Source organism: Streptomyces sp. Ncost-T10-10d (assembly GCF_900091955.1).
Classification (GTDB): domain Bacteria; phylum Actinomycetota; class Actinomycetes; order Streptomycetales; family Streptomycetaceae; genus Streptomyces.
Window position 1 is genome coordinate 1 of the sequence record NZ_FMDF01000165.1, and the last position, 21,005, is coordinate 21,005.

Annotated in this window: 19 protein-coding genes and 1 tRNA gene; 7 read left to right on the forward strand and 13 right to left on the reverse strand. The window is 70.4% G+C overall.

Translation table 11 applies throughout. The features are described 5' to 3' along the window. The 3 genes from GA0115254_RS29415 to GA0115254_RS29425 form a co-directional block, all read right to left on the reverse strand. On the reverse strand, positions 1–1,192 hold a 1,192-nt coding region (locus tag GA0115254_RS29415; RefSeq protein WP_093898316.1), incomplete at its 3' end, for a hypothetical protein. Further along, positions 1,189–2,325, reverse strand: a complete 1,137-nt coding sequence (locus GA0115254_RS29420; RefSeq protein WP_093898317.1) for a leucine-rich repeat domain-containing protein — start codon at positions 2,323–2,325, stop codon at positions 1,189–1,191. The genes GA0115254_RS29415 and GA0115254_RS29420, both read right to left, overlap by 4 nt. A gap of 104 nt (positions 2,326–2,429) precedes the next feature. After that, positions 2,430–2,505, reverse strand: a tRNA-Arg gene (locus tag GA0115254_RS29425). A 477-nt stretch (positions 2,506–2,982) separates the two neighbouring features. Between GA0115254_RS29425 and GA0115254_RS29430 the strand changes: the two genes are divergently transcribed. Beyond that, on the forward strand, positions 2,983–3,699 hold the full coding sequence (locus GA0115254_RS29430; protein WP_176740344.1) for a right-handed parallel beta-helix repeat-containing protein: 717 nt from the start codon (positions 2,983–2,985) through the stop codon (positions 3,697–3,699). Positions 3,700–3,800: 101 nt separating this feature from the next. On the opposite strand, the gene GA0115254_RS29435 is transcribed toward GA0115254_RS29430, so the two are convergent. From GA0115254_RS29435 to GA0115254_RS29445, 3 genes are all read right to left on the reverse strand, one after another. Continuing rightward, the gene (locus tag GA0115254_RS29435; protein WP_093898319.1) at positions 3,801–3,995 is read right to left on the reverse strand and encodes a Scr1 family TA system antitoxin-like transcriptional regulator; all 195 of its coding nucleotides are present in this window, start codon (positions 3,993–3,995) and stop codon (positions 3,801–3,803) included. A gap of 329 nt (positions 3,996–4,324) precedes the next feature. Next, on the reverse strand, positions 4,325–5,221 hold the full coding sequence (locus tag GA0115254_RS29440; RefSeq protein ID WP_093898320.1) for an RNA polymerase sigma-70 factor: 897 nt from the start codon (positions 5,219–5,221) through the stop codon (positions 4,325–4,327). Between the two features lie 93 nt (positions 5,222–5,314). Beyond that, positions 5,315–6,523 carry an NAD(P)/FAD-dependent oxidoreductase gene (locus tag GA0115254_RS29445; protein ID WP_093898321.1) on the reverse strand — a complete coding sequence of 403 codons (1,209 nt, stop codon included), beginning with the start codon at positions 6,521–6,523 and terminating at the stop codon, positions 5,315–5,317. Positions 6,524–6,819: 296 nt separating this feature from the next. Between GA0115254_RS29445 and GA0115254_RS29450 the strand changes: the two genes are divergently transcribed. After that, positions 6,820–9,108 carry a glycosyl hydrolase family 18 protein gene (locus GA0115254_RS29450; RefSeq protein ID WP_093898322.1) on the forward strand — a complete coding sequence of 763 codons (2,289 nt, stop codon included), beginning with the start codon at positions 6,820–6,822 and terminating at the stop codon, positions 9,106–9,108. A 145-nt stretch (positions 9,109–9,253) separates the two neighbouring features. Here the strand turns inward: GA0115254_RS29450 and GA0115254_RS29455 are convergent, their stop codons facing one another. The 4 genes from GA0115254_RS29455 to GA0115254_RS29470 form a co-directional block, all read right to left on the reverse strand. Further along, the gene (locus GA0115254_RS29455; RefSeq protein WP_093898323.1) at positions 9,254–9,715 is read right to left on the reverse strand and encodes a hypothetical protein; all 462 of its coding nucleotides are present in this window, start codon (positions 9,713–9,715) and stop codon (positions 9,254–9,256) included. Next, on the reverse strand, positions 9,712–10,146 hold the full coding sequence (locus GA0115254_RS29460; protein WP_093898324.1) for a MarR family winged helix-turn-helix transcriptional regulator: 435 nt from the start codon (positions 10,144–10,146) through the stop codon (positions 9,712–9,714). The genes GA0115254_RS29455 and GA0115254_RS29460 overlap by 4 nt, the downstream gene beginning before the upstream one ends. Positions 10,147–10,384: 238 nt before the next feature. Continuing rightward, complete coding sequence (gene aceB, locus GA0115254_RS29465; protein ID WP_093898325.1) at positions 10,385–12,004, reverse strand: malate synthase A; 1,620 nt, start codon at positions 12,002–12,004, stop codon at positions 10,385–10,387. Between the two features lie 234 nt (positions 12,005–12,238). Continuing rightward, complete coding sequence (locus GA0115254_RS29470) at positions 12,239–12,844, reverse strand: nucleotidyltransferase family protein (RefSeq protein ID WP_093898326.1); 606 nt, start codon at positions 12,842–12,844, stop codon at positions 12,239–12,241. A 247-nt stretch (positions 12,845–13,091) separates the two neighbouring features. Here GA0115254_RS29470 and GA0115254_RS29475 point away from each other — a divergent pair, with 247 nt between their 5' ends. Beyond that, a complete protein-coding gene (locus GA0115254_RS29475) occupies positions 13,092–13,394 on the forward strand; it encodes a DUF5955 family protein (RefSeq protein ID WP_176740345.1) in 303 nt (100 codons plus the stop codon). Positions 13,395–13,411: 17 nt separating this feature from the next. On the opposite strand, the gene GA0115254_RS29480 is transcribed toward GA0115254_RS29475, so the two are convergent. Both GA0115254_RS29480 and GA0115254_RS29485 read right to left on the reverse strand, forming a co-directional pair. Then, a complete protein-coding gene (locus GA0115254_RS29480) occupies positions 13,412–14,044 on the reverse strand; it encodes a response regulator (RefSeq protein ID WP_093898328.1) in 633 nt (210 codons plus the stop codon). Beyond that, the gene (locus GA0115254_RS29485) at positions 14,041–15,252 is read right to left on the reverse strand and encodes a sensor histidine kinase (RefSeq protein ID WP_093898329.1); all 1,212 of its coding nucleotides are present in this window, start codon (positions 15,250–15,252) and stop codon (positions 14,041–14,043) included. The genes GA0115254_RS29480 and GA0115254_RS29485 overlap by 4 nt, the downstream gene beginning before the upstream one ends. 110 nt (positions 15,253–15,362) lie before the next feature. Here GA0115254_RS29485 and GA0115254_RS29490 point away from each other — a divergent pair, with 110 nt between their 5' ends. Then, positions 15,363–16,457: an ABC transporter permease gene (locus GA0115254_RS29490; RefSeq protein ID WP_093898330.1), complete on the forward strand. Its 1,095-nt coding sequence runs from the start codon at positions 15,363–15,365 to the stop codon at positions 16,455–16,457. Further along, positions 16,454–17,134, forward strand: a complete 681-nt coding sequence (locus GA0115254_RS29495) for an ABC transporter ATP-binding protein (protein ID WP_093898331.1) — start codon at positions 16,454–16,456, stop codon at positions 17,132–17,134. Before GA0115254_RS29490 ends, GA0115254_RS29495 begins: the two co-directional genes overlap by 4 nt. Positions 17,135–17,344: 210 nt before the next feature. Here the strand turns inward: GA0115254_RS29495 and GA0115254_RS29500 are convergent, their stop codons facing one another. After that, entirely contained in the window at positions 17,345–18,145 is an 801-nt protein-coding gene (locus GA0115254_RS29500; RefSeq protein WP_093898332.1) for an IclR family transcriptional regulator, read from the reverse strand. A 341-nt stretch (positions 18,146–18,486) separates the two neighbouring features. Between GA0115254_RS29500 and allB the strand changes: the two genes are divergently transcribed. Together allB and alc are read left to right on the forward strand one after the other, a co-directional pair. Next, positions 18,487–19,830 (forward strand): allantoinase AllB, encoded by a 1,344-nt coding sequence (allB, locus tag GA0115254_RS29505; RefSeq protein WP_093898333.1) that lies wholly within the window; start codon positions 18,487–18,489, stop codon positions 19,828–19,830. Positions 19,831–19,832: 2 nt separating this feature from the next. Further along, positions 19,833–20,948 carry an allantoicase gene (alc, locus tag GA0115254_RS29510; RefSeq protein WP_093898334.1) on the forward strand — a complete coding sequence of 372 codons (1,116 nt, stop codon included), beginning with the start codon at positions 19,833–19,835 and terminating at the stop codon, positions 20,946–20,948. Positions 20,949–21,005: the final 57 nt, after the last annotated feature.

The following is a 21,005-nucleotide window of genomic DNA, read 5'->3' on the forward strand; positions in this document are numbered from 1 at the left end:
CCTGCGGGCTGTGTGGGGAGTCGAGCCGCCCGTCGCGGAAGACGACCTCGTGCCATTCGCCGCGGCACCTGACCCGTACCGGTGCGGGGGGCGTCGGCCCCGGTGGGCCGGCCACTGTGCCGAGGCCGGTGAAGAGGGCCTCGGCGACGAGCGGATGCAGTTGGTCGGGAGACGCCCCACCCGTCCGCAGCAGATCGAGGTCGGGCAGCCGGCGCCAGACCGCTTCGGGCACGAAGGCCGCGCCATCGACCTCCTCCCGCCCCACGAGCCTCATCCGCAGCGGTCCGCGGTCCGTGAACTCCAGCAGGATGTTGGCCCGCCAGTCCTCACCGATCTGGAAGCGCTCCGCCGGGCTGTGCTCCGCGAACCGCCGGAGCGCTGTCCCCAGCTGGGGAACGTCGAGCGCCAGCCCGGCCACGATCGATTCGGGAGTCGCCCGGTACCACGCAGGCATCTCCGGTGGTGTCGGATCCCACTCGATCCCCGCCGCCGCCAGGGACTCGGCCACCCGGCCGTTCTGGTGCAGCAGCGTCAGCCACTCGGCGCGGGCCACCGGGTCCCCGGAGCCCGGGTCCGCCGTGGGCAGTTCATCGACGGCGCGCGGTGTGCCGTCGGCGTGGAGGAACGGCAGCCGGTCCCCGCCGCCGGCCCGTGCGCCCAGTTCGCCGGTACGGCGCGCGTCCCACAGATACCGGGCGGTGCGCCAGTCCTGGACGCCCGAGCGGAACACGCCGGGCGCCGACTGGCGCCCCTTCCCGGCCGTGCCGAACCGGAGGGCGATCCGCTGCGGTCCGTCGACCATCGGGAGCGTACGGAGGTACAGGTACGGCGATGTCGACCCCGGCCCGTCCGGCGTACGGCCGTAGCCCGCCAGGATCACGATCCGGTCGGTGGCGAGCGTCGAACGGCCGCCGAGGACGCGCGGCAGATGCCAGCGCACCAGGTCGGGGACGAGGTGACGGAGATCGGCCTCGAGTGCTCCGGCCACGTCCGCACCGTACCGTTCGGACACCTGGGCAAGGTCGAAGCTCACGTCGAACCGGGCAGCCGCGCAGGCGCCCTGCCAGTCCCCGGCCGCCCGCCGCTCGGCGGACTCCTCGATCATCCACCGGGGCACCGCGTACCGGCGGACCTGACGTCGGCTCGCCGTCTCGTCCGGCGCGAAGCACCCGGCGACCGTGCCCGGGCTCACCGGTAGACGCTCCTCACCGCGCGCAGGTCCGTATGGGTCCCGCCGTCCGGGCGCAGCCGCGCCGCGAAGGACCGCTTCACCTTGCGCGGCAGGCCCGGCCCCAACCCCACGTACTCCAGACGCGAGTCGGCGTCGACGGCCGCGAGGAGGGTCTTCGCGCCCCGCCCGGTGAGTCCGGTGTGGCACAGCTCCAGCCGCCGCAGCGGACTGCCGCGCAGGGCGCCGGCCAGCGCATGGGCTCCGATGTCACCGGTGACATTGGACGGGGCTCCGAGGCTGCGCTCCGAGGGCGGCCGCCCCAGGTCGAGCGACTCGATCCCGTCGAGCGCTTCGGCGAGGGCGCGCGCGCCGGCAGGCCCGATCCCGTTGCCGCCGAGACCGAGCCGGACCGGACGGGCGGGGTCGGCCGCGGCCGCCAGCACGGCGGCTCCGTCGTCACCGAGATGGTTGGCCGGAAGGTACAGCTCCCGTACCCCGGCGTCGCGGATGAGCGCGGCCAGCAGCCCAGCCGCCTCGGCGCTCAGTCCGTTGCCTCCGAGGAACAGCCGCTCGACCGGCCGGGACCGCTGACTCAGTACGGTGAGCAGCGCCGTGAGGCCGTCGTTCGTGAGCCCGCAGTTCACCAGGTCGAGGGTGCGCAGAGCGGTGTTGCGGCGCAGCATCGGAACGAGGGCCTGGACGCCGGCGTCGCCCAGGGGGTTGCGTTTCAGCCACAGCGCCTTGACGGTGTCGTCCTCGCTCAGCGCACCGGCGAGCGCCGTGACCCCGTCGGCTCCGATGCGATTGCAGCCGAGGTAGACCGTTCGCAGCCCGTGGTCGTCCCGGCCGAGCGCGTCGGCGACGGCCAGCGCCCCTTCGTCTCCCAGTGAGTTGGTGCCGAGCAGTACATGCGCGGCGTGCGGGGAGCGGGCGACCGCGGGCATCACCCGGACCGCGCCCGCTGCCCCGAGCCCCTGCTTGCAGAGATCGACCCGGCCGTCCACCCGCAGCGTGCCGAGCGGAAACGTCTCGTCGGCCTCGACGGGATGTGCCGACTCCAGCCGCTCGAGCAGCGGGTCCAGCAGGGCCGCGTCGGCGAGCGGAATGTCCGGGTGCTCGATCGCGGGACAGCGCACGGGCATCGGCTGCAACATCACTACTCCCCAGGTCCCCCGTCGGCACCCGGCCAGGAGAGGGCGACCGCGTTCTCCGCCCGCTCAGGACGAACCGACGCCATCGACTCTCCTCCACGAAAAGGTGGCAAGACCGGTCGGATTCGAACCGACGTCCTCCAGCTCGCAGCTAGGGCGCGACGACCTCTGCGCTACAGCCTTGCCGAGCGTGATCCTAGCCGTACCGATGCCGAATTCGCACACCAGTGCCTCTGTTTGATCGCTTCGCCGCTTCGCCGCTTCGGCCTGATTGCTCCCTCGTCCCCGTTGTCCCCCGTCCGCTCACCACCCCGGGCCTCACAGGCGGGGCTTGTCCTGTCCGGGATGAGCGAGGACAAGCAGGTCAGAGCTTCCTCGTGTCCGGGACATCGCGCCGGGATTGCCAGGGCCCGGCCGCTCGGCCGAGGTTTGTGTCACCGCCCGGAATCCGGTGGCGGTGCCGATCTCGGCGAAGGAACCGCTGCCATGTCTCGTTGTCCGACAGTCGAGTACCGCTTCGGTATGACTGGTCGAGCACGGCGTCGCCGCCTGGAACCGCCGCATTTCAGGGGCGTCCGGATCGGTGCGGTGAGGCCGGAGACGGCACTCGCAAGGCCCTCACATTCAGCAAAGACCGAGCGACATCAGGAGGATGAAGCAATGCGTATGCGTCATACCGTCGTCACCGCTGCTGTCGGCAGCGCGCTCGTCCTGGGCGGCATGGCCGCACCGGGCTCGGTAGCCGCCTCGAAATACCCGGGGCAGGTCAAGTGCCCCAAGGGCGACTATCAGCTCTGCATCGACGGCGGCCCCGGCGGCTTCACCATCAGCGGCAGGAAGTTCTCCGGCCACGCCAACGCGATCCGGCTCAAGAACGTCTCGAACGTCACCATCACCGGAAACCAATTCACATCACTCAGCGGTCCCACCGGCTACGGCGCGATCCACGTGCAGAACTCCTCCTCCATCGTGATCAGGAAGAACTCCTTCTCCCGTCTGAGCAACGGCGCGAACATGCACGGGGTGTACCTGGTCAGGACCTCGGGCAGCGTCATCACGGGAAACACGTTCTCGTCGATCAGCGGTGATCCCGTGCGGATCAGGGACGGGAGCAGGAACAACACCGTCAGTGGGAACACGTTCACCAAGTCCGGCACGTACGCGATGTTCAGCGAGTGGGGCCGGCTCGAAAAGGGCGAAACCTGTGGACGCGGCAACGTCTTCAAGAGCAACAAGTACGGAATCGGCTATTACGGCAAGGGTATTTCGCTGATCAAGTGGGGCGGCCGGGGCGGTGGTAAGACCGGCCTCCGACTCACGTGGGGCAACTGCAAGAAGGCGAGCATCGTCAACAAGGGGGGCAACAGCAGGCTCTAGTGCTGTGACCGCATGGGTTCGCCGGGTTGGGCTGCGGTTTTGAGAGACTGCTGACCCACGACGAGGTCTACGGCACCGAGGAGCCGACCTCTCAGTCGCAGTCAGCGCAGCGTGTCGATCGCCTTCACGATCAGGGCCCGGGCCTCAGCGCTGTACACCGCCGGCGACCGTAGTTCCTCGAACGCCCTCACATGGTCGGCAACCTCGGACGGCTGGCTGATCGTCACCTTGGCGGTCAGCAACTCCACCGTCACCATCGCGTCGTCGAAGACGCTGAACAGTTCCTCCGGCCACATCGCCCTGGCGCGCCGAAAACGGGATGACGCCCAGCGAGACCGCGGGAGGCTCGACAGCGGTGAGGAGGTAGCGGAGCTGGTCGACGGTGGCCCCGTCGTCGCCGAGCTGGTAGCCCCATGTGCGCCCGCCTCGCCTCCAAGTCGCCGGAGGCGAGGCGGGGTTCTCCGTAAGCGTCCTGGCATGTCCCAGGCTGCTGGGACCTTCGTCCCCTGTTGGGGGGGCTCCGCCGGCGTGAGTGCACGGTGTCCCAGCTTCGGTACGGTCCTCCTCACATCGTTGTGAGGGGTCTTGGAAGGATTGGCGTCCGCGCGTCGGGGGCCGGTGGTGTTCAGCGCAGGGTGAGCGGGGTCGCGGATGCGACGTGGGACAGTTTCTCCGGGTTGCGGATGTAGTAGAGGCCGGTGATGCGGGCATCCTCGACACGGATCGCCATGACGCCGTCGATCTCGCCGTCCAGGCGGACGAGGAGTGCCGGGTTGCCGTTGACCACGGTCGGTTCGGCGGTGAGCGTGCCTTCGAGCTTGCCGATGCCGCCGGCAAACATACGGGCCACCTTCTCGGCGCCGGTGACCGGCCGCAGCGCGGCGTGTTTGATGCCGCCGCCGTCGCTCATCAGGACGACCTCGGGGGCGAGCACCTCAAGGAGGGCCTGCGGGTCCCCGGTTTCGATCGCGCGCTGGAAGGACTCCAGGACCGCCTGGCCCTCGTTCGAGGAGACCACCCGGCGGGGGCGGCGGGCATCGACGTGCCGGCGGGCGCGGTGCGCGATCTGGCGGACGGCCGCGGGGCTCTTGTCGACGGCGGCGGCGATCTCGTCGTAGTCGACGTCGAAGACCTCGCGCAGCACGAAGACGGCGCGCTCGGTCGGCGACAGCGTTTCGAGGACGAGCATGAGCGCCATCGACACGCTCTCGGCAAGCTCGATGTCCTGGGCCACGTCCGGCGCGGTGAGCAGCGGCTCGGGCAGCCAGGGGCCGACGTACGCCTCCCTGCGGCGCTTCATGGTGCGCAGTCGGTTGAGCGCCTGCCGGGTCGTGATGCGGACCAGGTAGGCGCGCTGGTCGCGCACCTGCCCCAGGTCGGCCTTGACCCATCGCAGCCAGGTCTCCTGGAGGACGTCTTCGGCGTCGGCCGCCGATCCGAGCATCTCGTAGGCGACGGTGAAGAGCAGATTGCGGTGGGCGAGGAACGCCTCGGTCGCCGGGTCGGTGGCGTCGTCGCTCATCTTTCGGCCCTTCTCCTCGTCCTTCGCGGGCTGCCCTGGCGGCCGACCGCGTTCGCCTGACGTCCACAGCAAGATCCTCGCAGCACGCACCGGTCAGGCTGCCCGGTCGGCGGCGGCCGGCGCCCCGGCGCGCTTGGCCCGCAGCAGTTGCCGGCGCTTGGCGACGCCTCCCGACATGCGGTGCACGCTGTACGAACCGGGCTTGTGCGCCTCGTCGGCCAGGTGCTTGGGGATGACATTGCAGACGAACTCCTTGGCCCTGGCGCCCAGGCCGCCGTCGATGTGGAACCACACCGCGACGTCGGACCTGTTGGCGGCCTGGAAGATACCGGTGCGTCGGCCCAGGCTGATGCACTGGGCCCAGTACGACTGGTGGATGGGCTCGGGCTGCTCACCCGCAAGCCGGCTGAGCACGGTGTCGGCGGCCCGCGCGCCCAGCGGCATCGCGGCCTGGCAGCTCATCCGTTGCGGCAGGTTCGACGGCGCCGCCGAGTCCCCGGCCGCGACGATGCGCTCGTCGTCCACGCTGGTCAGCGTCTCGTCCGTGAGTAGGCGGCCCACTGCGTCGGTGCTCAGCCCGCTGCGCGCGGCCAGGTCAGGAACGCCGAAGCCGGCGGTCCAGACGGTGACCTCGCTCGGCAGCTCACGGCCGTGCGCGAGCCGCACGGCGTCGCGGGCCACGGCCGTCACCTTCGCGTCGGAGCCGTCGATGACCGTCACACCGAGCTTGGCCAGCCGCTTGGCGACGGAGCGTCGGCCCCGGGCGTGCAGGTACGGGCCGAGCACGCCGCCGCAGACCAGGGTCACCGTGCGGCCGGCCTCCGCCAGCTCGGCGGCGGTCTCGATGCCGGTGGGACCGGCGCCGACCACCGTCACGGGGGCCGTCGCGGGCGCGGCGTCGAGGACCGGGCGCAGCCGCTGTGCCTCCTCCAGGGTGGAGATCGGATAGGCGAACTCGGCCGCCCCTGGCACGCTCAGTTCGGCGCTGCCACTGCCCGCGGCGTAGATCAGGTAGTCGTAGTCGAGCGTGCCGTCGGCCGCCAGTGTCACGCTGCGCTCAGCCGCGTCGATCCGGGTCACGGTGTCGACCATCAGCCGGACGCCGTCGGCCAGGACGTCCTGGTAGGCGACGACCGCGTCGTCGGACCCCCCCACCAGTTGGTGCAGGCGGACCCGGTGGACGAAGTCCGGGCGCGGGTTGATCAGCGTCACGGTCACGTCGGCGCGCCGCGTCAGCCGGTTCGCGGCCATCACGCCCGCGTATCCGCCGCCGATCACGACCACGTTGGTGTTCTCAGTCATGGTGCCTCCTCCGTTTCCAGGTATTCGGCCCCAAGACACCGCGTCATCGGCCGCTGTGACAGGAAGTGACTCAGATCACTTCACGGGGGCTCGGCTCGTGCTGTGACCGCATTGGTTCTCCGGGTTTGGTCAGGCTGCGGTTTTGAGGGGGCGTCCGCCCGGAGAACGGGCCTCAAATGGTCTGCACCTATTGACGAGTTGGTCCAGACCATTTAGTTTCCCCTGTGCTCCATGGCACCAAGGAATCCCGCTCCCCCTCAGGACCGCCTCACCGGTCCCTGCCTCAAGGGAGAACCATGTTCGAGCACATGACCTTCGGAAGAAGAGCGTCGACCGCCCTCGTCGCCGTTCTCGGGCTCCTTCTCGCGCTGCTGTCCTTACAGACCGCACCCGCACACGCGGCGGGCAAGTTGACGGCCACCTTCAGCTCTGCCGACAACGGCTCGTGGTGGAAGGGGACTTATGTCCTGCATAACGACACCGACACCGCCGTCACCGGCTGGAGCCTCGAATTCGACCTGCCGGCCGGGGTCGCGATCGACACCTCCTACAACGGCACCGTCACCACCCAGGGCAGCCACATCACCGCGGTCAACGCCCACTACAACGGTACGGTCGCCGCGCACAGCACCACCGAGCCGTACAGCTTCTGGTTCGTGGCCACCGGACCGATCACCGCGCCGACCGGCTGCCGGATCAACGGCGACAAGTGCGACGGCTCCGCGGATGTGCCGCCGGGCGCGCCGAGCGGGCTGAAGCGGACCGACGTCACCGCCCGCACCGCGTCACTGTCCTGGACCGCGGCCGCTGCGGGCGACTTCCCCGTGGCGTCGTACGACATCCTGTCCGGCGGCAAGGTGGTCGGTACCGCCACCGCGGCGACCTCCGCCACGGTCACCGGGCTGACCCCGGCGACCGCCTACTCCTTCACCGTCCGGGCCAAGGACACCCGTGGCAACACCTCCGCCGAGAGCGCCGCGCTGGCCGTCACCACCGTCGACCCGGCCACCGACACCTCCCCGCCCACCGCCCCCGGCTCGCTGCACTCCACGGCAACCGACTCCTCGTCCGTCACCCTGGCCTGGACCGCCGCGACGGACAACCAGCGGGTCGCCGCGTACGACGTCTACCGTGGTGGTCAACTCGCCACCACGGTCTCCGGTACGACGACCACCGCCACCATCGGCGGACTCTCTCCCTCGACCTCGTACACCTTCACCGTCAAGGCCCGTGACGCGGCGGACAACGCCTCCCCGGCCAGTAACGCGCTCACGGTGAAGACCGACGACATCGTCGGCGCGGGCAACTACGCCAAGGTCGGCTACTTCGTTCAATGGGGCATCTACGGCCGCCAGTACTTCGTCAAGAACCTCCACGACTCCGGCGCCGCGAACAAGCTCGACATCGTCAACTACGCGTTCGCCAATATCGATCCGAACAACCTGACCTGCCTGAACGGCGTCACCAAGGGAACCACCGCCGACCCCCAGGACCCCGAGCAGGGCACCGGCGCCGGTGACGCCGACGCCGACTACGGGCGCCCGTTCAGCGCCGCCCAGTCCGTCGACGGCGTCGCGGACGACGGCTGGGGCAAACTCCGTGGCAACTTCAACCAGTTGAAGAAGCTCAAGAAGCTTCACCCGAACCTGAAGATCGTGGTCTCACTCGGCGGCTGGACGTACTCGAAGTACTTCTCCGACGTGGCGGCCACCGACGCCTCCCGCAAGAAGTTCGTCTCCTCCTGCATCGACATGTACCTCAAGGGCAACCTGCCCGAGTACAACGGCGCGGGCGGCCCCGGCACCGCAGCCGGGATCTTCGACGGCTTCGACATCGACTGGGAATGGCCGGGCACCGGCACCGGACACCCCGGCAACCACTACTCACCGAACGACAAGACCAACCTGACCCTGCTGCTTGCCGAGTTCCGCAAGCAGATGGACGCCCTCGGCGGCGGCCACCGCCTCCTCACCGCCTTCACCCCCGCCGACCCGCAGAAGATCGGCGACGGATGGGACCTGAACAGGGTCTTCGACTCCCTCGACGTGGCCAACGTCCAGGGTTACGACTTCCACGGCTCAGGCAGTGACAACTCCTGGGAGCCGAACCGGACCGGCCACCAGGCCAACCTCTACACCGACGACCAGGACCCGTACGACTTCCACTTCAGCGCCGACGCCGCCATCGAGGCATACACGGACGCGGGCGTGGAGCCCCGCAAGCTGACCCTCGGCATCCCGTTCTACGGACGCGGCTGGCAGAACGTCACCGAGGGCGGGGCCGCAGGTGAATGGCAGCCCGCGGGAGGTGCGGCCCCCGGCCAGTTCGCGGAGGAGGCCGGCACCCGCGGCTACTCCAACCTCATCGGCGCCTACCCGGCGATGACGGTCCATCACGACGAGCAGTCGGTGTCCACGTACGGCTGGACCGGCAGCCAGTGGTGGTCCTTCGACGACACCTGGTCCATCGGCAAGAAGACGGAGTACGTGAAGAACAAGGGTCTGCTGGGGGTGATGGTCTGGGAGATGTCCGGTGACACGCCTCAGGGCACACTGCTCAACGCCCTCGACACCGGGCTGGGGTAAGGGCGCGCAACGTCCAGTGGCGCCGGCCCGGGCTCAACTCGCCGAGATGCGCGCGGGCGAGGCCCGTCGGGGCAGGGCGGGAACCGCACAGGCCCAGCCATTCTTCACAACCTGCTGAACCTGTAAGGCCGTTGCCCGGTTGCGGTCACCGCGCCGCTTTTCCCCGGGGCTGCCCCCGGCCGGCGTCCTGCCACGGGAAGGGGGCGAGGTCGGGCTCGATCCAGCCTGTCTTCGCCTGCGAGGAGGCCAGCGTCGACGGACGGTAGAAGTGGGCTGTCAGGAGTCGCTTGTCGAGCAGGGCGGGGTGGTGATCGGCGAATGCGGTGAAGTCGTCTTCGCCGTGTTCGGCCGCGTGGTGACCGACCAGCTCCACCCAGGCCCGGCTGACGGTCGCGTGGTACTTCTGGGGCGCCCCGGCATAGCGGGCGGTGCGCTGGATGCCATCGCTGACCAGGCCGACCGCCGCGCACACACCGACCCGCCGCACGGCCAGCCACGTCAGATGGACATGTTCCCGGTGGCCGAACCGCTCGGCGGTTGCCATGACTTCGGCCATCAAGGCATCGAAGTCGGGCGCGTTGGCGGCGTGCGGGGGACGAGTGGTCATGAGGGCACCTCCGTCAGGGCCTGCAGGGCAGCGCGCAGGCCTGCGATCGCGTCCTTCGGCAGGCCGTCGAGCGCGCGATGCTCCAGACCGGCGATGGCCTGTCGGATCGTGGTGGCGGTCAGCTTTCCGGAGGGGGTGAGTTCGATGAGCACCGCGCGGCGGTCTCCCGGGCTGGCGCCACGGGTGATGTGGCCGCGTCGTTCCAGGCGGTCCAGGACGCTGGTCAGCGTGGTGGGGCGGGTGCCCACGGCCGCGCCGAGTTCGGACACGGTCCGGCCTCGGCCGTCGGCCAGGTTGGCCAGTGCGTTGATCTCGGAGGGGGTCAGGTCCAGGTCGACGAGCTCTGCGGCGAGCACCTGCAGGGTGGCGTGGGTGGCCCGCTGCAGAGCGAGCAGGGCCGACCACTCGGATGGCACGGATTCGGATTGCATGATTTCGGACTATACGATTTCGTGCTACCTGCTGCAAACCGGACCGGAGCCGCGCCCGGCCTCGATCGACCCCCACGGCGTGGGGGCTGCTCCGTGGACGGCGTGTCGGCTGACGTGGGCCTACGGCCAGGCAAGGCGCCTCCTCGCGGGGCGGCCCGGCACATCCGGAAACGCCCCGGCACTCCGCCCCCGGTGCTGTGCGGTACCAGGGGTGGAGTGCCGGGGCAAAAGCGGGAGCTCAGCCCAGCTGCTCGTACGCCGGCAGCGTCAGGAAGTCCGCGTAGTCCTGGTCCAGGGAGACCTGGAGCAGGAGGTCGTGGGCCTGTTGCCACCTGCCGGACGCGAACGCCTCGTCGCCGATCTCGGTGCGGATCGCTGCGAGTTCCTCGGCCGCGACCTTGCGGGCCAGGTCCGCCGTGGCGTGTTCGCCGTTCTCGAAGACCACGTCGGCGTTGATCCACTGCCAGATCTGCGACCGCGAGATCTCCGCGGTGGCCGCGTCCTCCATGAGGTTGAAGATGGCGACGGCGCCCATGCCACGCAGCCAGGCCTCGATGTAGCGGATGCCGACCGCGACGGCGTTGCGCAGGCCGTCGTACGTGGGCTTGGCGTCCAGGGTGTCGATGGCGATCAGGTCGCCCGCGGCCACCGAGACGTCCTCGCGCAGGCGGTCCTTCTGGTTCGGCTTCTCACCGAGGACCGCGTCGAAGGAGGCCATGGCGATCGGGACCAGGTCCGGGTGGGCGACCCAGGAGCCGTCGAAGCCGTCGTGGGCCTCGCGGTCCTTGTCGGCCTTGACCTTCTCGAAGGCGACCTTGTTGACCTCGGCGTCGCGGCGGGACGGGATGAAGGCCGCCATGCCGCCGATGGCGTGCGCGCCGCGCTTGTGGCAGGTGCGGACGAGGAGTTCGGTGTACGCGCGCATGAACGGAGCCGTCATCGTCACCGCGTTGCGGTCCGGGAGGACGAACTTGGCTCCGCCGTCACGGAAGTTCTTGACGATGGAGAAGAGGTAGTCCCAACGGCCCGCGTTCAGCCCGGAGGCGTGGTCGCGGAGCTCGTACAGGATCTCCTCCATCTCGTACGCGGCGGTGATCGTCTCGATGAGGACGGTCGCGCGGACCGTGCCCTGCGGGATGCCGACGTAGTCCTGGGCGAAGACGAAGATGTCGTTCCAGAGACGGGCCTCCAGGTGCGACTCCGTCTTCGGGAGGTAGAAGTACGGGCCCTTGCCGAGGTCGATGAGGCGCTGGGCGTTGTGGAAGAAGCAGAGGCCGAAGTCGACCAGCGCACCCGGCACCGGGGTTCCGTCGAGCTGGAGGTGACGCTCGTTCAGATGCCAGCCGCGGGGACGGGTGACGACCGTGGCGAGCTCGCCGGCGGGCTTCAGCGCGTACGACTTGCCGGACCGGGGGTCCGTGAAATCGATGTTACGGGTGTAGGCGTCGATCAGATTGAGCTGGCCGAGGATGACGTTCTCCCACGTGGGGGCGGACGCGTCCTCGAAGTCGGCGAGCCAGACCTTGGCGCCCGAGTTCAGGGCGTTGATGGTCATCTTGCGGTCGGTCGGACCGGTGATCTCCACCCGGCGGTCGTTCAACGCGGCCGGGGCCGGCGCGACCTTCCAGGAGTCGTCCGCGCGGATCGCCGCCGTCTCGGGCAGGAAGTCCAGCGTGGAGGTGCGGGCGATCTCGGCGCGGCGCTCGCCCCGGCGGGCGAGCAGCTCGTCACGGCGGGGCGTGAACTGCCGGTGCAGCTCGGCCACGAACGCGAGGGCCGCGTGGCTGAGGACCTCATCCTGCCGGGGCAGGGGCTCGGCATCGACGATGGCCAGCGGGGACGGCGCTGGTGCGGACATGAGCTGTCACTCCTTCAGCGGGCGGTGCGGGCGGCTTCTCACGGCCGCCGGGTCGCCTGAAACGGCACGGCGTGCCAGGGCTCCGGAATACGGCCGTGGGCGCCGTCTGGGGTGCAGAGGGCTTCTGACCAGTGGATAGTAGTTTCCTCATGGTGGAAGTTCAATGGTTTGTTGATGTCGAGATTCTCCGGGTCGACAGAAGTGGGGCGGGGGCGGCGCCGGGTGCCGTCGCGTTCACTCAAGGTGCTTGAGGTCCTCCACCGTGTCGATGTCGTACGCCTGAGCCACATCGGAACACTCGACGAGCGTGATCGCATCGCGGTGCGCCCGCAGATACGCCCGAGCGCCCCGGTCGCCCACCGCTCCCGCCGCGATGTCCGCCCACCGGTCGGCCCCGAACAGCACCGGATGCCCGCGCTCACCGTCGTACGAGGCGGCCACGAGACTCGTCCGGGAGCGGTACGCCGATCGCACCCGCGCCACCGCGTCCGCGCCGATGCCCGGCTGGTCGACCAGGAGGACGAGCGCCGCGTCCGCTCCCGTACCGGAGAGCGCCCCGAGCCCCGCCCGCAACGACGAGCCCATGCCCTCGGTCCACTCGGGGTTGACGGTCACCGTGCAGCCGGCGAGGTCGGCGCGTGCTCGTACCTCTTCAGCCGCGGCGCCCAGGACCACAAGGACGCGGTCGCAGCCGCCCTCCCGAAGCATGCGTACCGCGTGCTCCACCAGCGGCCGGCCGCGGTGTTCGAGCAGTGCCTTGGGCCGCCCGCCGAGTCGCCGTCCGCCGCCCGCGGCGAGCAGCAGCCCGGCGACCACCGGCGTTTGTGTTGTCCGAGTCATGCGGACTGGATACCTCAGATGTGCCCTCCTCGCGCAAGCGGGCCGGACGGGTACGGCCGGGCGCCACCGTCCCCGGAGCCACCTGAACGTCACCCTTACGGGACACCCTGAATTCCGTCTGCGGAGTGGCGCTCGACACCTGTCATGGCGTTAACTTGCGGACATCCCCGGACACTTGACCGCGGTCCGGGACCCGGTCGGAACACTGGCACAAGGATGTGCGAGGGGGAGTGCTTTGTTGCGAAGCGTGGGGCAGACGCGGGTGACCGGCAGTGGTGAGGACCCGAGGGTGATGGAGCTGCGTACGGCCGTCTCCCGACTCCGCCGAGAGCTGGCGGGGCATCCCGCGGAGTTCCCGGACCGGGGGATCGCCGAGGACGAGCTGGCCGCGCTGGATGCGATGGCCGTCAGTGGCGCACCCGAGATTCCGCGCCTGCGTCGTTCGCTGCTGCTGATCGCGGGGGCGATCGGCTCGGTCAGCGCACTGGCCTCCGCACTCAGGGACGTACGCGTCGCCGTCGATCTCTTCGGCGAGCCGCCGCGCCGCTGACGTACGGCGGCCGGGAATCAGCGACGGATCAGCCGACGGGCCGTCGCCGCCGCGACCGCCGAGGTGCGGGAGTCCACGCCCAGCTTGGCGTAGATGTGCACCAGATGGGACTTCACCGTCGCCTGGCTGAGAAAGAGCTGCTTGCTGATCTGCAGGTTCGACAGGCCCTCGCCGACCAGCTGCAGCACTTCCAGTTCGCGCTTGGTCAGGGCCTCGGCCGGAGTCCGCATGCGGTCCATCAGACGGTGGGCGACGGCCGGAGCGAGTGCTGACCGGCCGGCCGCCGCCGTGCGTACCGCCGCCGCCAGTTCCTCCGGCGGGGCGTCCTTCAGCAGATAGCCGGCGGCGCCCGCCTCGACCGCGGCCAGGATGTCGGCGTCCGAGTCGTACGTGGTGAGGATCAACACCCTGGGCGCGCCCGCCTCCGCTGTGATGGCCGCGGTGGCCTGCGAGCCGTGCATGCCCGCACCGAACTGCAGGTCCATGAGGACGACGTCGAACCCGCCGGTCGCGGCGAGCGCGACGGCCCGTTCGGCGGTGGCCGCCTCGGCGACCACGCAGAAGTCGGATTCGGCGTCGAGCACGGCCCGCAGCCCAGCCCGTACCACCGGGTGGTCGTCGGCGAGCAGCAGCCTGATGGGGGTGGTCATGCGGCGTCCTGTCCTGGTCGGCCGTCGGGGAGCGGCAGCGGAAGGGTGAGGGCCACGGCCGTGCCCTGATCGGGTGCCGACTCGACACTCAGCGTGCCGCCCAGCGAACGGGCCCGGGAACGCATCGCGGGCAGCCCGAAGCCGCCGGTGGCGGTGCCGGCCGTGACCGGTCCGCGCCCCGGGGCGAAACCGCGGCCGTCGTCGACGACGTCCAGCGACACGGACGTGTCCATGAAGCTGAGAGTGATCTCGGCGCGCCCGGCCCCTGCGTGCTGCACCGTGTTGGCCAGCGCCGACTGGGCGGTACGCAGCAGCGCCACCTCGTAGGGGGTGGGCAGCTCCACCGGAGTGCCGCTGACCGCGAACTGCACCGTGAGGCCGGGGGCCGTGGTGCGGGACGACAGACGCTCCAGGGCGGCTGCCAGGGAGCCGTTCTCCAGGTCGGGCGGCGACAGGGCGCGGACGAAGCGGCGGGCCTCGGCGAGATTGTCCTGCGCGGCCTCGCGGGCCCGCCGGACGTGGGCGGTGGCGGGGGCGTCGGCGGACAGGGTGCGCTCGGCGGCGCGCAGCAGCAACTGGATGCTGGACAGGCCCTGTGCCAGGGTGTCGTGGATCTCGCGGGCCAGCCGTTCACGTTCGGCGAGCGTGCCCGCGGTGCGTTCCGCCTCGGCCAGCTCCGCGCGGGTCGACACCAGCTCCTCGATGAGTTCGCGGCGCCGTTCGCTCTCCCGGAACAGCGCTTCGTACCCGAGGACCGTCGCTACCGCGACCGCCGCACCGAGCACCGGGCCGATGAACGTGCCGGGATTGATGGCCTGACCGTGCAGTACGAAGCTTGCGATGCCGACCGCCGCGGTGACCACGACGGTCGGCAGGGACCAGCGAGTCGGCAGCAGATGCAGCTGCAGGAAGTAGAGCGGGAAAGCCACCCACAGGGCGTCGGGCGACAGGACGAGCAGCACCAGCCAGACGGTACCGAGCAGTGCCAGCCACAGGGCGGCCGCGCGGTTGTGCGGCTGTACGGCGTCGGCGAGCGCGCCCGCCGCGTACACGCCGGCCATCGCACAGCTGACCACGACGACGGCGGTGGCGTGCGGTGCGTCGTCACTGACGGCCCGTAGCGCCGCGAGCGCGAGCAGCCCCACCAGTAGCGCGTGCAGACACATCCGCAGCGCGACGGCGACCGGGGGGTGGGCAGGGGAGTCCATGATTCGTCCAGCGTAGACGGACGGCGCCCGTGGCCGGTCAATCGAAAGGTTGATGTCAGTACCCACCGCCGAGCGATGTTTCCGGGGGCCCGTGAGCCGAGGCTGGAAGCATGTTCGTCGCATGGAGAGATCTCAGGTTCGCCAAGGGGCGGTTCGCGCTCATGGGCACGGTCGTGGTGCTGATCACGCTGCTCGTGGGCTTGCTGTCCGGCCTGACGGCCGGTCTGGCCCGGGAGAACACCTCGGCCGTCACGGGGCTGAACGCAGACCGCCTCGCGTTCGCCGCCCCGCCCGACGGTCAGTCGGTGTCCTTCACGAATTCGACCGTCGAGGAGAGCGCCTGGCGGAGCTGGGCGGGGCAGCCCGGTGTGAGTGACGCGGAGCCGCTCGGTATCCGTACCCTCAACGCCACAGCCATCAAGGGGGAGCGCACGGCCGCCGTCTCGGCCTTCGGTGTCGAGCCGGACGGGGGCCTGGCGCCCGGCGGCGGTGCGCGCGTCGGCACCGGGAAGGTGGTGCTGTCCGAGCAGGCCGCCGACGACCTGGGGGTCGGGGCCGGAGAGCGGCTGCGGCTCGGCGGCAGTGAGGTGACTGTGGCGGCGGTCTCGGGAGATGCCTCGTACAGTCACACGCCGGTCGTGTGGACCTCGCTCGACGACTGGCAGCGATTCGGGGCGGACGGCGACGGCAGGGCGCAGCACGCCACGGTGATCGCCCTGACCACCACCGCCGGCGCCGACCTTGCCGCAGGCGACAAGGCGGCGGGCACCAGCACGCTCTCCCTCGAGGAGTCGCTCACCGCGATCGGCTCCTACCAGGCCGAGAACGGCTCGCTCCAGATGATGCGCGGCTTCCTCTTCGCCATCTCCGCCCTGGTCATCGGCGCCTTCTTCACCGTCTGGACGATCCAGCGCAGCGGCGATGTCGCCGTCCTCAAGGCGCTCGGCGCCTCCACCTCGTATCTGCTGCGCGACGCGCTCGGGCAGGCCGTGGTGATGCTCGCCCTCGGTACGGGGGTGGGCACCGCGCTCGCCTCGGGCATCGGTGCGCTGGTCAGCGGCGGGGCCGTGCCGTTCGTCCTCGACGCGGCGACCGTCCTGGTCCCGGCGGCCGTGATGATCGTCCTCGGCGCCGCCGGGGCGGCCCTGTCCATCCGGCGGATCACCGCTGTCGACCCGCTCACCGCACTCGGGAGTGCCCGATGACCCTCACCCTCGCCGATGTCACCCTCACCTACCCCGACGGCGACGGCCGACTCACTGCCCTGGACCGGATCGCGCTGGACGTGCCCGCCGGTTCGCTCACCGCGGTCGTCGGACCGTCCGGCTCCGGCAAGTCCAGCCTTCTGGCGGTGGCCGCGACCCTGGTCACCCCGGACGAGGGACGGGTCGTCGTCGCCGGTACGGACACCGCGGGCCTCGGCCGTGCGGAGAAGGCGGCGCTGCGCCGCGAACGCATCGGCATCGTCTTCCAGCAGCCCAACCTGCTGCCGTCCCTCACCGCGGCCGAACAGCTCCAGGTGATGACCCATCTGGCGGGCGGCGCCGTACGCGGAGCCCGCGGCCGGGCGCTGGAGCTGCTGGACGCGGTCGGCCTCGCGGACAAGGCCGACCGCAGGCCCCACCAGCTGTCGGGCGGACAGCGTCAGCGGATCAACATCGCCCGAGCCCTGATGAACGACCCGGCGGTGCTGCTCGTCGACGAACCGACCAGCGCACTCGACCACGAGCGGGGTGCGGCAGTGCTCGACCTGCTGGTCACGCTCACGACGGAGCGGTCGACGGCGACCGTGATGGTCACGCACGACCGGGCCCATCTGGACCGGGTGGACCGCACCGTCACGATGGACGACGGACGTCTGACGGCGCCCGCACCGGCCTGAGAGCCTGTCGGGTGACCTCTGATCGGGCGGCCGCGCCCTGGCACGCACGCTTCCCGCGTTACCGAAATGCCCTAGTAGCTCCGCTACGAGGGCATCCCGCCGCCTTGGAATCGCACGCGCCAGACCGCGTCCGCTATCCGATCGAAGGTCACCCGACAGGCTCTGAGAGGTGTGGGAGGGACGGCCGGGGGGCCGCCCCTCCCACACCTCTCAGCCGGTGGGACCGCTGCTGGCCAGCGCGTCGGAGAGGTCCTTCGCGGCCTGCTGCAGAATCGGCACGATCCGCTCCGTCGCCGCCTCCGTCACCCGGCCCGCCGGACCCGAGATCGAAATCGCGGCCGAAGTGGGGGAGTCGGGTACGGAGACTGCAAGACAGCGCACCCCGATCTCCTGCTCGTTGTCGTCGACCGCGTAGCCGACCCTGCGGACCTGCTCCAGTGCGTCGAGGAAGCCGTCAGGAGTGGTGATCGTCTTCTCGGTGGCGGCCGGCATTCCGGTACGGGCCAGCAGCGCCCGTACCTCCTCCGGGGGCGTATGCGCCAGGAGTGCCTTGCCGACCCCCGTGGAGTGGGGGAGCACCCGGCGGCCCACCTCGGTGAACATGCGCATCGAGTGCTTGGACGGCACCTGCGCCACGTACACGATCTCGTCGCCGTCGAGCAGCGCCATGTTCGCGGTCTCGCCGGTCTCCTCGACCAGGCGCGCGAGATACGGGCGGGCCCAGGTGCCGAGCAGCCGGGACGCGGACTCGCCGAGCCGGATCAGACGCGGGCCGAGCGCATAGCGCCGGTTCGGCTGCTGGCGCACATATCCGCAGAGCACCAGAGTGCGCATCAGGCGGTGAATGGTCGGCAGCGGGAGTCCGCTGCTCGCGGAGAGTTCACTCAGCCCGACCTCGCCCCCCGCGTCCGCCATCCGTTCCAGCAGATCGAAGGCGCGCTCAAGGGACTGCACACCACCGCTGGAAGCGGCGGGCTTGGAGTCGGATGTGCTGGCGTGGGACGGCGGCACGTCAACGGTCCTTTCGAGGCGGAAGAGCAAGGCAGCAGCCTACCGGGCGGTTCCCGATCGGCCCACTGCTCCGGGTGCGGAGTCCTGGCCGGTCAGAGCCTGTTTGTCCCGGTGTCTGCAGTCGGCGGGGCAGTTCTGCGGCGCCGCACTGGTCTCATGTTACGTTCCGCTCTTCGGAATCATTCTTTTACTTTGTGGAAATCTCCAATGGTGGGTGCGGGTGGTCCACCAGTCGTCCGGCGAGGAGAGTGGGGTCTTGACGGGCCCGAATCCCGAGTGAAGACTCCTTCAACAGTTCGTTGAATTTGTCAGTGGTCGAAAGTCCGAAGTGAGGAGCACGGGTGTCCGGTGCGGACGTGAATCTGGTACTGCGCTCGATGCGTGTCGTCACCCCGGACGGGACGCGTCCCGCGGCGGTCGCTGTCGCCGACGGGAGAATCGACGCCGTCCTGCCGTACGACGCCGAGGTACCGGCCGGTGCCCGGTCGGAGGACTTCGGTGACGATGCCCTGCTGCCCGGACTCGTCGACACCCATGTCCATGTGAACGACCCCGGCCGCACCGAGTGGGAAGGCTTCTGGACCGCCACCCGCGCCGCGGCGGCGGGCGGCATCACCACCCTGCTCGACATGCCGCTCAACTCCCTCCCGCCGACCACGACCGTCGGTCATCTGCGCACCAAGCAACAGGTGGCCGCCCCCAAGGCGCACATCGACACCGGATTCTGGGGTGGAGCCATCCCGTCCAACGTCAAGGACCTGCGCCCGTTGTACGAGGCCGGGGTGTTCGGCTTCAAGTGCTTCCTCTCGCCCTCCGGCGTCGACGAGTTCCCGGAGCTCGACCAGGAGCAGCTGGCCAGGTCCATGGCCGAGATCGCCGGCTTCGGCGGGCTGTTGATCGTGCACGCCGAGGACCCGCGCCATCTGGCCTCCGCGCCGCAGCGCAGCGGGCCCGCGTATGCCGACTTCCTGGCCTCCCGGCCCCGTGACGCCGAGAACACCGCGATCGAGGGGCTCATCGCGCACGCCAGGCGGCTCGACGCCCGGGTTCATGTGCTGCACCTCTCCTCCAGTGACGCGCTGCCGATGATCGCCGCCGCCAAGCGCGAGGGCGTACGGATCACCGTCGAGTCCTGTCCACACTTCCTCACCCTCACCGCCGAGGAAGTCCCGGACGGCGCGACGGAGTTCAAGTGCTGCCCGCCGATCCGGGAGGCCGCCAACCAGGACGCGCTGTGGCACGGGCTGGCCGACGGGACGATCGACTGCATCGTCTCCGACCACTCGCCGTGCACCACCGACCTCAAGACGCCGGACTTCGCCTCCGCCTGGGGCGGCATCTCCTCCCTCCAGCTGGGGCTCCCCGCCATCTGGACCGAGGCCCGCAAGCGCGGCCACTCGCTCGACGACGTCGTCCGCTGGATGTCGGCCGCCCCCGCTGCGCTGGCCGGGCTCACCCGCAAGGGCGCCATCGAGGCCGGCCGCGACGCCGACTTCGCCGTCCTCGCCCCGGACGAGACCTTCACCGTCGACCCCGCCGAACTCTTCCACCGCAACCAGGTCACCGCCTACGCCGGCCGGACCCTGCACGGCGTCGTGAGATCGACCTGGCTGCGCGGCGTGAGGATCGCGGCGGACGGCGCCGTCGCCGAACCCACCGGACGCCTCCTCGAAAGGAACCACTGACCATGACGGCGACAGCCCGCTTCACCGGCGACGCGAACCCGTACGGCGGCGGCGATCCGTACGCCGACTACCGCACCGCAGACTTCCCCTTCACCGACCTCGTCGACCTCGCCGACCGGCGGCTCGGCGCGGGAGTGATCGCCGCCAACGACGAGTTCTTCGCCGAGCGCGAGAATCTGCTGAAGCCGGAGCCCGCCGAGTTCGATCCCGAGCGCTTCGGCCACAAGGGCAAGATCATGGACGGCTGGGAGACCCGCCGCCGACGCGGCGCCGGCGCCGACCGGCCGCACCCCACGGACGAGGACCACGACTGGGCACTCGTGCGGCTCGGTGCGCCCGGAGTCGTACGCGGCATCATCGTCGACACCGCCCACTTCCGCGGCAACTACCCGCAGGCCGTCTCCGTCGAGGCGGCCTGCGTCCCCGGCTCGCCGTCGCCCGGGGAACTCCTCGCGCCCGGCGTGAAGTGGACAACGCTCGTACCGCGTACGGCGGTTGGCGGGCACGCGGCCAATGGCTTCGTCGTCGCGGCCGAGCAACGTGTCACCCATCTGCGGGTCAATCAGCACCCCGACGGCGGGATCGCCCGACTCCGGGTGTACGGCGAGGTCGCCCCCGACCCCGCCTGGCTGGCCGCCCTCGGCACCTTTGATCTGGTCGCCCTGGAGAACGGCGGCATGGTCGAGGACGCCTCCGACCGCTTCTACTCCCCGGCCACCAACACCATCCAGCCGGGCAGGTCCCGCAAGATGGACGACGGCTGGGAGACCCGCCGCCGACGCGACAAGGGCAACGACTGGATCCGCTACCGGCTCGTCGAGCAGGCGGAGATCCGGGCCGTCGAGATCGACACCGCGTATCTGAAGGGCAACTCGGCGGGCTGGGCGCGCCTTTCCGCATGCGACGGGGAGGGCGCCGAGTGGACCGAGGTGCTGCCCCGGACCCGGCTGCAGCCCGATACGAACCACCGCTTCGTCCTGCCGGAGGCGGTGCGGGCCACACACATCCGGATCGACATCTTCCCCGACGGCGGGATTTCCCGGCTCCGGCTGTTCGGCTCACCGACGGAGGAGGGCGCCACGCGACTGGCCGCGCGCCACCGCGAACTCGGCGGTTAGGGCCTCTGGCCCACCCGGGAGCCGGACGGGCCGATATCCAGCCCGTCCGGCTGCTTC

Bases quoted from the DNA above. Each gene is read 5' to 3' on its own strand.
- GA0115254_RS29420 (WP_093898317.1), bottom strand. From the start codon at position 2,325: ATGTTGCAGCCGATGCCCGTGCGCTGTCCCGCGATCGAGCACCCGGAC.
- GA0115254_RS29430 (WP_176740344.1), top strand. From the start codon at position 2,983: ATGCGTATGCGTCATACCGTCGTCACCGCTGCTGTCGGCAGCGCGCTC.
- GA0115254_RS29435 (WP_093898319.1), bottom strand. From the start codon at position 3,995: ATGTGGCCGGAGGAACTGTTCAGCGTCTTCGACGACGCGATGGTGACG.
- GA0115254_RS29440 (WP_093898320.1), bottom strand. From the start codon at position 5,221: ATGAGCGACGACGCCACCGACCCGGCGACCGAGGCGTTCCTCGCCCAC.
- GA0115254_RS29445 (WP_093898321.1), bottom strand. From the start codon at position 6,523: ATGACTGAGAACACCAACGTGGTCGTGATCGGCGGCGGATACGCGGGC.
- GA0115254_RS29450 (WP_093898322.1), top strand. From the start codon at position 6,820: ATGTTCGAGCACATGACCTTCGGAAGAAGAGCGTCGACCGCCCTCGTC.
- GA0115254_RS29455 (WP_093898323.1), bottom strand. From the start codon at position 9,715: ATGACCACTCGTCCCCCGCACGCCGCCAACGCGCCCGACTTCGATGCC.
- GA0115254_RS29460 (WP_093898324.1), bottom strand. From the start codon at position 10,146: ATGCAATCCGAATCCGTGCCATCCGAGTGGTCGGCCCTGCTCGCTCTG.
- aceB (WP_093898325.1), bottom strand. From the start codon at position 12,004: ATGTCCGCACCAGCGCCGTCCCCGCTGGCCATCGTCGATGCCGAGCCC.
- GA0115254_RS29470 (WP_093898326.1), bottom strand. From the start codon at position 12,844: ATGACTCGGACAACACAAACGCCGGTGGTCGCCGGGCTGCTGCTCGCC.
- GA0115254_RS29480 (WP_093898328.1), bottom strand. From the start codon at position 14,044: ATGACCACCCCCATCAGGCTGCTGCTCGCCGACGACCACCCGGTGGTA.
- GA0115254_RS29485 (WP_093898329.1), bottom strand. From the start codon at position 15,252: ATGGACTCCCCTGCCCACCCCCCGGTCGCCGTCGCGCTGCGGATGTGT.
- GA0115254_RS29490 (WP_093898330.1), top strand. From the start codon at position 15,363: ATGTTCGTCGCATGGAGAGATCTCAGGTTCGCCAAGGGGCGGTTCGCG.
- GA0115254_RS29495 (WP_093898331.1), top strand. From the start codon at position 16,454: ATGACCCTCACCCTCGCCGATGTCACCCTCACCTACCCCGACGGCGAC.
- alc (WP_093898334.1), top strand. From the start codon at position 19,833: ATGACGGCGACAGCCCGCTTCACCGGCGACGCGAACCCGTACGGCGGC.